Raw genomic sequence first — 9,420 nt, 5'->3', positions numbered from 1 at the left:
GGACAGCTTGGGGGCGTCCCCGGTCACCCCCGCCGGGGACGCCCCCAAGCTGTCCTGGTACCGCCGGCTGTACCTGCGCGTGGAAGCCGCGGCCTCCACGCCGCACGCGCTGGCCACGATGATGGCGGTGTCCGTGGTGGACGGGTCCGTCTTCCCCATTCCCCCGTTCGCCATCCTCGTCCCCATGGTGCTCGCCCAGCCGAAGAAGTGGGTGCGCTACTGCCTGCTGGGCACCCTGGCGAGCCTGGTGGGAGGCCTCATCGGCTACGGGTTGGGCGCGTTCATGGGGGAGGGCATCACGCAGCTCTTGCACATCGACCTGAACGTCCGGGTGGACCGCTTCGGCGTGTCCGGCACGGTGGGAGAGCTGCTGGGGCGCAACTTCTGGGTGCTGGCGCTCCTGTGCTCCATCCTGCCCACGCCGTTCAAGATCGTCGCCATTGGCAGCGGTCTGGTGTCGGTGCCGCTGGAGCAGTTCCTGCTGGCGTCCGTCATCGGCCGCTCGGTGCGCTTCTTCCTGGTGGGCAGCGTGGTGCGCTTCTTCGGGCCCACCGCGCGCAAGTGGCTGCGCGTCTGACGCGCTAGCCGTGCCGCGCGGCGCCCACCGCGTCGCGCGCCTCCTGCTCGCGCTCCTGCTCCCGCGCCACGCTCTCGAGCGTGGCCGCCACCGTGGCCAGCAGCACGTCCGGACGCACCGGCTTCTCCAGCACGGGGTTCGCCACCGTCTCCATGAACGCGCGGGCCTCCGGTGAGGACACGCCGCCGGAGATGAACACCAGCCGGGACACCAGCGCGGGCGCTTCCTCCACCAGCCGCCGGTACACCGCGATGCCATCCATCCCCGGCATCTGCAGGTCGCACAGCACCACGTCGAAGGGCTCGCCCCCCGCCACCCGCGCCAGCGCTTCCTCGCCGCGCGTGACGGTGACGACGTCGTGGTACGGGTCCAGGAGCAGGCGCATGGACTGCGCCAGCCGGGGCTCGTCGTCCACGATGAGCACCCGGCCCCGCGGTCCCGGGGACGCACTCGAAGACAGGCTCGGAGACAAGCTCGGAGACAAGCTCGGAGACAAGCTCGGAGACAGGCTCGGAGGCACGCTCCAGGCCGCCTCCAGCCCGCGTGCATTCCCGCGGAGGGCGGGCGACGTGGAAGGCTCCGCGCTCTGCACGGGCGCGGGCGGCAGCAGCAGCGTGAAGGTGGCGCCCTGTCCCGGCACGCTGTGCACGTGCAGCTCGCCCCCGTGCGTGCGGATGATCTGCTGACAGATGGCGAGCCCCAGGCCGGTGCCCTCTCCGCTGGCCTTGGTGGTGAAGAACGGGTCGAAGATGCGCGGCAGCACGTCCGGGGGGATGCCGCCGCCGGTGTCCTCCACCTCGACGCGCGCGTAGCCGGACGGCGCCGTGCCGGTGCGCACGCGCACCTCGTGGCGGCCGGGGTCGCCCTCCGGGATGGCCTGCAGGGCGTTCACCAGCAGGTTGAGCAGCACCTGGCCCAGCCGCGCCTCGCTGCCCAGCACCCGGGGCACCGGCCCGAACTGCTCCACCAGCCGCGCGCGGGACCGCAGCGCATGGAGCACCACGCGCACCGCGGGCGGCACCAGCGCGTTCAGGTCCACCAGCCCGCGCTCGGGGGCGCCCTCGCGGCTGAACACCTGCAGGTCCCTCACGATGAGGCGGATGCGCTCGGCGCCCTCCTGCGCCCCGCGCACGCTGCCCAGGGCGTCGCGCACGCGCGCGGGGGCCTCCGCGCCCTCCGCCGCGAGGCTGCGCTGGGCGGCCTCCAGGTTCAGCGCCAGGTACGCCAGCGGGTTGTTGATTTCATGGCCCACGCCCGCGGCCAGCGTCCCCACCGCGGCCACGCGTTCGGCGGCCACCAGCCGGGCCTGCAGCTCCTTCGTCGCGGTGACGTCGCGGTGGGTGGCCACGAAGTGCGTCACGGCCTCGCCGTCCGCCCGCACCGGCGACAGCTGCATCTCGCTCCACACCCGCGTGCCATCCGGCCGCGTCAGGGCCACCTCCGCGCGCAGCGAGCGCTCCTCGCGCAGCGTCTCCGCCAGCCGCAGCCGCTCCCCGCTGTCGCCCGACGCGAGCAGCGCCCCGGGAGGCGTGCCCACCAGCTCCGCGCGCCGCCGGCCCACGAGCGCGCACAGCGCCTCGTTGACGAACACCGTGTGCAGCACCCCCGGCTCGCGCACCTCGCAGATGAGCACCCCCTCCTGCACCGCGCGCACGGTGGTCGCGAGCAGCTCCAGCACCTCCGCCGCCTGACGGCGCTCGGCGCGGGCGGCCGCGAGCAGCAGGCCCGTCAGCGCGGTGACGCCGATGAAGAGCTGCAGCACCACCAGCCCCTGCGGCAGCGCGCCGGCCGTGAAGAACGGCCCCAGCCCCCGCGCGGTGCCGGCGATGGCCGCCATGGCGATGAACAGCGACGACAGCGCCGCGCCCCGGGGCCCGAAGCGCAGGGCCGCCCAGGCCGACAGCGGGAAGAGCAGGAACGCCAGCGAATGCGCGATGCCGGAGCCCGGCTGCGGGAAGGCGAAGACGCCCACGCACACCGCCACCGTCACCGCGGGCAGCACGCCCATCTCCCACGCCGCCCGCACGCGCCGGGGCCTGCGCAGCAGCAGGAGCGGCGGCGTCACCAGCAGGATGCCCAGCAGGTCCGCCATCCACCACAGCCAGGCTCCCGCCCCCCATTGCGCGCGGGGCAGCACGCCGCCCCACATGAGGCTCAGCGGGCCCACGGCCGCGGCCAGGAGCGCGCCCAGCGCCGCCCCCACGCCCAGCCACGCGACGTCGCGCACCCGGTTCAGCTCCCGCGAGCACGCCACCCGGCGCAGCAGCAGGGCCCCCGCCACCGCCTCCAACGTGGACCCGACGCAGATGCCCAGCACCGCGCCCAGGGGAAGCTCCAGCGCGAGCCCGCCCAGCCCCGCGGCCACGAACACGGCGGGCCAGCGCGACACGCCCAGGAGCAGCAGCCCGCCCAGCGCCACGCCCGACGACAGCCACACCGGAGCGATGTGGTCGTCCGCCGCCAGCGACAGCCCCACGCGCGCGGCCACGAGGTACACGACGATCAACGCCAGGCCTTCAGCAAGGCCCCGGACCGGGAACGACGCCGCCACACGGGCCTGCTGCTGACCTTGGATGATGACTCCCCCCGGTGCCTCCGGGCCTGATGAAAGGGCCGGAGGAACATGCGTCATGCTAGCGGGGACGGAACCCCGTTGCACTCCCCCAGCAGGCCCGCCCACCCGGCAGGCAGGCGGTGTCCGGCAGGGGATGCAATGGGGGCCCCGGCGGGCCGTATCCCGGGGCAAGGAGGAACGAATCCATGTCGCGTCCCGGTCTTGCTGCGGTGTTGTCGTTCTTCATCCCTGGCGTGGGGCAGATCTACAACGGAGACATCCTGCGCGGAGTGTTCTGGCTCATCATCACCCCCGGCTTCTGGTTGGGCACGGGCGGGGTGCTGGGCTGGGTGTGCCACGTCATCGCCGCGGCCACCGCCTACAACCGCGCGGAGGACCGGGAGCGGCTGCGCTACGGCGCCGGCTAGTCCCTGTCGTCCCGCGCCCGCCCCGAGTCCAGGGGCGGACATGAAAAAGGGGCTTGCCAGCCCCCTCCTACCGCCGCCCCGGCGCCTGCACAGGCCGGGGCGGTTCTTGCGTTCACGTCGACCTAGCTGTTGAAGGCCTCGGGCAACGGCTGGGGCCCGGGGACGATGCCGGCGATGTCCGGATCCTCCTCCCCCGGGGCGCGCGCCGGACGCTGATCCTTCTCCGTCTTGCGCTCGGCCTTCTTGGTGTCCTTCTCGCGCTGCTTCTGCTGGCGCGCCATCTCCTTCTGCCGCTTCGTGGACCTTCCCTGCATGGGACCTCCCGGGAAAAATTAGCGAAAAAGAGGCCCGGCCTCGTCAAGGCCGGACCTCGTGGATGAGTGAAAAGCAGCAGAGCCGGAGGGCTCAGCCGACCGGGCGGACGTTCTCCGCCTGGAGCCCCTTCGGGCCCTTCTTCACTTCGAACTCCACCTTCTGGCCCTCGGCCAGGGTGCGGAAGCCGTCCGCGACGATGGCCGTGTGGTGGCAGAACACGTCCGGACCACCGCTGTCCTGCGTGATGAAGCCGAAACCCTTCGCATCATTGAACCACTTCACCGTACCACTTGCCATAATCTGCTTCCTTCTCCCACTGACAGTAAGGCTTCATCGCCAGACTGCCCGTCCCTGCTTTTGGGACGTAGACCGCGCCTTAGCCCTGAACAGCCATGAAGTCGAGCCGGGAACCACTCCCAGCACGGGCTCACGCCATCCAAGGTAACAACCCGGGTCTTGCGGTGAAACGCCTTCACGGGGCCGTCCATTTCCCGCTGGCCGACGCCCCAGGCGGCCAGGGGAGGGACACTTCCCCCGGGCTCCGGTGTTGGAGGGAAGGGCTGGAATAGTTTCCACCCCCGAACACTTCCACACCGACGTGTCCTATCCTGCGCGCCGCTTGTCCCGTTCCACCCCTTTGTATCGACCCATGAGGCGCCCCTCCCCGTGACCGCTCCCATCCGTGTGACCTTCGGCCAGCGCGATGCGTCCTTCGCCGAGGACCTGAAGCGCAGGGTCTCCGAATACTTCGAGACCCGGAACCTCTCCCAGCGGGCCACTGGCGCCATGTACGTGAAGGCCCTGGCCATCCTGGGCTTCACCTTCGGCACCTACGGGCTGCTGCTCACCGGGTGGTTCGGTCCCTGGGCCATGCTGGGCATGGCGGTGATGATGGGCGCGGGCATCGCGGGCATCGGCTTCTGCGTCGGTCACGACGGCGTGCACGGCTCCTACAGCGACAACCCGCGCGTGAACACCGCGGTGGGCCTGGCGTTCGACCTCATCGGGGCGAACAGCTACATGTGGCGCATCACCCACAACGTCCTGCACCACACGTACACGAACATCCAGGGCATGGATGAGGACCTGACGGTGAGCCCGCAGCTGCGGCTGTCGCCCCATTCCGAGTGGAAGCCGTACCACCGGGCGCAGCACCTCTACGCGTTCCTGGCGTACTCGCTGACCACCGTCTTCTGGGTCTTCGCCAAGGACTACAAGTACTTCTTCCAGAAGGACCTGGGCCCCTACAAGGACAAGAAGCACGCGCCGGCCGAGTGGGCCCGCCTGATTGGCATGAAGGCCGTGTACTACGCCTGGACGCTGGTCATCCCCTGGATGGTCCTGGACGTGGCCTGGTGGCAGTTCGCGCTGGGCCTGCTCGCCATGCACATGACCGCGGGCTTCATCCTGGGCATCGTCTTCCAGCTGGCCCACGTGGTGGAAGCCACGGACTACCCCGTGCCGGATCAGAACGGCAACGTGGAGGACGCGTGGATGGTGCACCAGCTGCGCACCACGGCGAACTTCGCCCGCAAGAACCGCGTGCTGAGCTGGTACGTGGGCGGGCTCAACTACCAGATTGAACACCACCTGTTCCCCAAGGTGTGCAGCATCCACTATCCGGCGCTGAGCGAAATCGTGCAGGCCACCGCCAAGGAGCACGGCCTGCCCTACCCGGAGTCGGAGACGTTCCTGGGCGCGGTGGGTTCGCACTACCGGATGCTCAAGCAGCTGGGCCGGCGGCCCGCGTCGGTCACCGCCGAGCAGCCGAAGCTCGCCGTGGCGGCCTGAGCCCCGCAGCACCTTCCGTGACGCCTCCGGGGGCCGTCCTCCACACGTGGGAGGCGGCCCCTTCTGCTTTCCCGCGCGGGCGCTACCTGCCCGCGTCGCGCAGGGCGGCCAGCAGGCCCTCGGCCGTGAACACGACGGCGCGCGCCCCGTGCGCGTGGAGCTCCGCCGCCGTCCGGAAGCCCCAGGTGACGCCCACGCCGTACATGCCCGCCGCCCGCGCGGTGTCCATGTCCACGGAGGTGTCCCCCACGAAGCCGCAGGCCCCCGGCGCCACGCCCAGCTCCTCCGCCAGGGCCAGGGCCGCGGTGGGGTCCGGCTTGCGCGGGATGCCCGGCCGCTCGCCGTACACGGCCGTGAAGGCCACCCCTGGCAGCAGCCTGGAGGCCAGCCGCTTCACGAAGTCGTCGGACTTGTTGCTGAGCACGCCCAGCCGCACGCCGTCCGCCTGGAGCGCCTGGAGCACGCCCACCACGCCCGGGTAGGCGCGGGTCCGGTCGAACAGGTGCGCGTCGTAGTACGCGTGGTAGGTGGCCAGCACCTCGCCCTGGAGCGCCGGGGCCGCCCCGCCGGTGGCCCGCTGCGCGAGCCGGGCCACGCCCTCGCCCACGAACAGCAGGTAGGCGTCTTCCGGGTGCGGGGGGAGGCCGTGCTGGACGAGCGCGTGGTTCATCGCCGTGGCGATGTCCCCCAGCGAGTCCACCAGCGTCCCGTCCAGATCGAAGATGACAGCGCGCAGGGCAGGCATGACGACGAGGGCCTCTCTTCAAAACGCGAACGCCCCGACCCACGAGGGGGTCAGGGCGTCTGTGGGTCAAGCGCGGACCCCGGAACCGGCCGGGGACCGCCGCGAGCAGGAAACCTACGGGGTGGCGGCGGCCGTCTTCTCACCGGCGGCAGCGCCACCGGCCTGGATGACGGCGAAGTTGATGTTGTTGTAGCCCGCCGTGGCGCAGCTGAACATCACGCGCTTGATGACCTTGAACTGAACGTCCTTGTTGGCCTGGATGTTCACGTCACCCTTGAAGGTGTCCGCGCCACCCGCCATGGAGTGGAGGTCCTCGAACTGCTTCTTCATGTCGCGCAGCTTCTCTTCCAGCGCGGGGATGTTGAGGTACTCGTCCTTCGTGAGGTCCTCCACCCGGCCCACGATGGTGCCCGACACGCTGACCTGGTCGTTGGACACCATCACCACCGGGTGCATCTCCACTTCCTTCACGTTGACCGCTTCGGGAAGGACGATGTCCTTGGTCATCATCAGCACCTCGCCCGTCGCGGAGAAGTTCGCGATGAGGAAGAGCACGATGATGACGAACATGTCGACGAGCGGGGTGATGAGCAGGTCCGCGTTCCCGTTCTTCTTGCCGTGACCGCCGTGGCCGAAGACCTTGGAGTGCTCCAGCCGCTTGCCGTACCGCTTACCCGGAACCTTGATACCCATGGCTTGAAGTGCTCCTGTTAGCCCATCGCCGCGGACACGGACACCTGGGGCAACCCAGAGCCAATGCACTCGTCGATGATGCGAACCAGGTCCTCGTAGCGGACCAGGTCCTCGGTCTGGAGGGTGATGGCGGCCTGATCCGGCAGCTGCGCCTTCAACTCCTTGAAGCGCGCCACCAGCTTGGTCAGGTCCGGCCGGCCCTTGTCATCCCGGGTGAGGGGAATGGGGTCGAAGGCGCTCTGGTCGGCGGTGAGCCGCATCTCCGTGGGAGACACCAGGAGGGTGAGCTGGACCGTCTTGGTCTTCTCCTCCTCCTGCTGCTCGTCCGTGGAAGCCCCGCCGGCCTGCGACACCTGGAGACGGCCAATCTGGGTCCAGACTGCCGTCATGATGAGAAAGCTGATGGTCACTGCCATCAGGTCGATGAAGGGCACCATGTTGATGGCGGTGTCGAGCGGCTTCTTGCCACCCTTCCCACCTGTGCCCAGATCCATTCCGCCGGCCATGGCGACTACCTCCCTGCTCTACCGCGCTCTTCGCGCACGAACGACGTTTCAAGAAGTTTCAGGAAAGGGCGCGCTGTCAGGCCCCGTGCTTCAGGCTCTCAGACAGCGCGCCGGTGCTTCCGGTTCCAACCCTGCGCTGCTGCGAGGAGGACTACTCCTCGGCGTGCGCGTGGGCGGCGGCCGGGATGTTGAGGTTCTTGAACTTGTCGCGGTTGGCCACGATGAGGTTCAGCACGGACACGCTGGTCTCATTGATGTCGTTGATGATGCTCTGGGTGCGGCCCATCAGCACGGAGAAGGCGACCAGCGCCGGGATGGCGGTCAGCAGACCGAAGCCCGTGCAGTTCATGGCTTCAGAAATACCGTTCGCGAGAATGGTCGCCTTGTCGGCCGGGTTCACGTTCGCCACGGCCTCGAAGCAGGTGATGAGACCGTTCACCGTTCCGAGCAGACCGGCGAGCATGGCCGCGTTGCCGAGCATCGCCAGGTAGCCCGTGCGCGCCTCCAGCTTCGGCGTCTCACGCAGGCTGGCCTCGTCGAGCGCCGCCTGGACCTCTTCCTGGCCCTTGGGGACGTTCATCAGACCGGCCTTGACGACGTTCGTCAGCGGCGTGTTCTTCTGGCCGGCCACGTAGTTGATGGCCTTGTCCAGGTCGCCCGCGTAGATGTGCTTCTTCAGCCCGCGCAGGAAGCCTTCCTTGTTGATGGAGGCCTTGCCGAACAGGACGATGCTGCGCTCCACGATGATGGCCAGCGCCACCACGAGGCACAGCGCGATGGGGTACATGCCGGCCTGACCGGACTCCCAGCGGCGGCCCAGCTCTTGGAGGAACGTCTCATTGCCTCCGCCAGCGTTGGCGAGAACGGACAGATTGGCTACAAACCCCAGGTTCATCACTGATGGCCTCCAGATGGGCGGCGAGGCTCGCGGTTGCGAGCCGTTCCGGACTGCTTCCGGCCGGGTGGACACCCACCCAGGTCGTCAGCAGGAATATTGGATCACGGTGGCGCGAGTCTAGGAACCACTTCCAGACGTGTCAAGGCAGCCACCCTCAGCGTTAGTTACTGAAATCTCACAGGAATTTTGCGTTGGCGCGCGGCTTGCCTAGCCGCTGAGCCGGGTGCATGCGAGCCCTTTCCCGTGGCTTCCGCTCCAGGCGTGCCAGCGATTTGGGACCCTTCTCATGCCGTGTTAGGGCGCAAGGCCATGGCCAGGAAGCGCATCGGGGAGCTGCTGGTGGAACGCGGCGCGATCACGCCCGCGCAGTTGGAGGCGGGGCTCACCGCCCAGCGACAGACGCGACAGCGATTGGGCGTGACGCTCATCGGTCAGGGCGCCATCACGGAGGCGACGCTCGCCCAGGCGCTCAGTGAAGCGCTGGGGATGCCCCAGGTGGACCTGGCGGCGATCACGCCGGACTGGGCGGCGGTGCACCTGCTGCGCGCGCGCTTCTGCGAACAGCACGACCTGTTCCCCTTCGCGCTGGAGAGCGTGGGCGGCCGGCGTCAGCTGGTGGTGGCCATGGCGGACCCGCTCAACATCACCGCCATCGAAGAGATTGAGTTCACCAGCGGCCTGAAGGTCAGCGGCCGGGTGACGGCGCTGTCCGCCGTGCGCGGCGCCATCCTGCGCTACTACCACAAGGTGCCCGTGGCGGCCGGCCCCCGCCCCGGCGCGGCGCCTGCCCGCGCAGTTGGAGGCGGGGCTCACCGCCCAGCGACAGACGCGACAGCGATTGGGCGTGACGCTCATCGGTCAGGGCGCCATCACGGAGGCGACGCTCGCCCAGGCGCTCAGTGAAGCGCTGGGG

At 69.6% G+C, this 9,420-nt stretch carries 11 protein-coding genes and 1 pseudogene; 5 read left to right on the top strand and 7 right to left on the bottom strand.

Going from position 1 to position 9,420, the window contains the following annotated elements; genetic code table 11:
* Positions 1 to 7 precede the first annotated feature (7 nt).
* Positions 8 to 577 (top strand): YqaA family protein, encoded by a 570-nt coding sequence (locus D7X12_RS35055; protein ID WP_120629559.1) that lies wholly within the window; start codon positions 8 to 10, stop codon positions 575 to 577.
* Between the two features lie 4 nt (positions 578 to 581).
* Here D7X12_RS35055 and espC read toward each other — a convergent pair whose 3' ends face one another.
* Positions 582 to 3,128 (bottom strand): serine histidine kinase EspC, encoded by a 2,547-nt coding sequence (gene espC, locus D7X12_RS35050; protein ID WP_167509090.1) that lies wholly within the window; start codon positions 3,126 to 3,128, stop codon positions 582 to 584.
* 209 nt (positions 3,129 to 3,337) lie between these two features.
* On the opposite strand from espC, the gene D7X12_RS35045 reads away from it, so the two are divergent.
* Entirely contained in the window at positions 3,338 to 3,559 is a 222-nt protein-coding gene (locus D7X12_RS35045; RefSeq protein ID WP_120629557.1) for a hypothetical protein, read from the top strand.
* Positions 3,560 to 3,681: 122 nt separating this feature from the next.
* Here D7X12_RS35045 and D7X12_RS35040 read toward each other — a convergent pair whose 3' ends face one another.
* Both D7X12_RS35040 and D7X12_RS35035 read right to left on the bottom strand, forming a co-directional pair.
* Positions 3,682 to 3,873, bottom strand: coding sequence for a hypothetical protein (locus tag D7X12_RS35040; RefSeq protein WP_120613488.1), 192 nt, complete (start codon positions 3,871 to 3,873; stop codon positions 3,682 to 3,684).
* 91 nt (positions 3,874 to 3,964) lie between these two features.
* Positions 3,965 to 4,171, bottom strand: coding sequence for a cold-shock protein (locus tag D7X12_RS35035; RefSeq protein ID WP_120613487.1), 207 nt, complete (start codon positions 4,169 to 4,171; stop codon positions 3,965 to 3,967).
* Positions 4,172 to 4,540: 369 nt separating this feature from the next.
* Between D7X12_RS35035 and D7X12_RS35030 the strand changes: the two genes are divergently transcribed.
* Entirely contained in the window at positions 4,541 to 5,665 is a 1,125-nt protein-coding gene (locus tag D7X12_RS35030; protein ID WP_120629556.1) for a fatty acid desaturase family protein, read from the top strand.
* Between the two features lie 82 nt (positions 5,666 to 5,747).
* On the opposite strand, the gene D7X12_RS35025 is transcribed toward D7X12_RS35030, so the two are convergent.
* The 4 genes from D7X12_RS35025 to D7X12_RS35010 all read right to left on the bottom strand — a co-directional run bounded on the left by D7X12_RS35025 (position 5,748) and on the right by D7X12_RS35010 (position 8,504).
* The gene (locus D7X12_RS35025) at positions 5,748 to 6,410 is read right to left on the bottom strand and encodes an HAD family hydrolase (protein ID WP_120629555.1); all 663 of its coding nucleotides are present in this window, start codon (positions 6,408 to 6,410) and stop codon (positions 5,748 to 5,750) included.
* A gap of 114 nt (positions 6,411 to 6,524) precedes the next feature.
* Positions 6,525 to 7,103, bottom strand: a complete 579-nt coding sequence (locus D7X12_RS35020) for an ExbD/TolR family protein (protein ID WP_120629554.1) — start codon at positions 7,101 to 7,103, stop codon at positions 6,525 to 6,527.
* A 17-nt stretch (positions 7,104 to 7,120) separates the two neighbouring features.
* A complete protein-coding gene (locus tag D7X12_RS35015; protein ID WP_120629553.1) occupies positions 7,121 to 7,609 on the bottom strand; it encodes an ExbD/TolR family protein in 489 nt (162 codons plus the stop codon).
* Between the two features lie 151 nt (positions 7,610 to 7,760).
* Entirely contained in the window at positions 7,761 to 8,504 is a 744-nt protein-coding gene (locus D7X12_RS35010; RefSeq protein ID WP_120629552.1) for a MotA/TolQ/ExbB proton channel family protein, read from the bottom strand.
* A 312-nt stretch (positions 8,505 to 8,816) separates the two neighbouring features.
* Here D7X12_RS35010 and D7X12_RS35005 point away from each other — a divergent pair.
* A pseudogene (locus D7X12_RS35005) lies at positions 8,817 to 9,332 on the top strand (cyclic di-GMP-binding domain-containing protein, MshE-related); the annotation flags it as partial.
* Positions 9,304 to 9,420 (top strand): cyclic di-GMP-binding domain-containing protein, MshE-related (locus tag D7X12_RS45660; protein WP_500683236.1); only part of this gene is annotated, 117 nt, incomplete at its 3' end. The pseudogene D7X12_RS35005 and the gene D7X12_RS45660, both read left to right, overlap by 29 nt.

The organism is Corallococcus sicarius (assembly GCF_003611735.1).
GTDB lineage: Bacteria > Myxococcota > Myxococcia > Myxococcales > Myxococcaceae > Corallococcus > Corallococcus sicarius.
The sequence above is the reverse complement of the archived record's forward strand: the minus strand, read 5'-3'. Positions and strand labels throughout refer to the sequence as shown.

What these genes read in the sequence shown, in the direction of transcription:
- D7X12_RS35010 (WP_120629552.1), bottom strand. Translation starts at nt 8,504, where the DNA reads ATGAACCTGGGGTTTGTAGCCAATCTGTCCGTTCTCGCCAACGCTGGC.
- D7X12_RS35015 (WP_120629553.1), bottom strand. Translation starts at nt 7,609, where the DNA reads ATGGCCGGCGGAATGGATCTGGGCACAGGTGGGAAGGGTGGCAAGAAG.
- D7X12_RS35045 (WP_120629557.1), top strand. Translation starts at nt 3,338, where the DNA reads ATGTCGCGTCCCGGTCTTGCTGCGGTGTTGTCGTTCTTCATCCCTGGC.
- D7X12_RS35040 (WP_120613488.1), bottom strand. Translation starts at nt 3,873, where the DNA reads ATGCAGGGAAGGTCCACGAAGCGGCAGAAGGAGATGGCGCGCCAGCAG.
- D7X12_RS35020 (WP_120629554.1), bottom strand. Translation starts at nt 7,103, where the DNA reads ATGGGTATCAAGGTTCCGGGTAAGCGGTACGGCAAGCGGCTGGAGCAC.
- D7X12_RS35035 (WP_120613487.1), bottom strand. Translation starts at nt 4,171, where the DNA reads ATGGCAAGTGGTACGGTGAAGTGGTTCAATGATGCGAAGGGTTTCGGC.
- D7X12_RS35025 (WP_120629555.1), bottom strand. Translation starts at nt 6,410, where the DNA reads ATGCCTGCCCTGCGCGCTGTCATCTTCGATCTGGACGGGACGCTGGTG.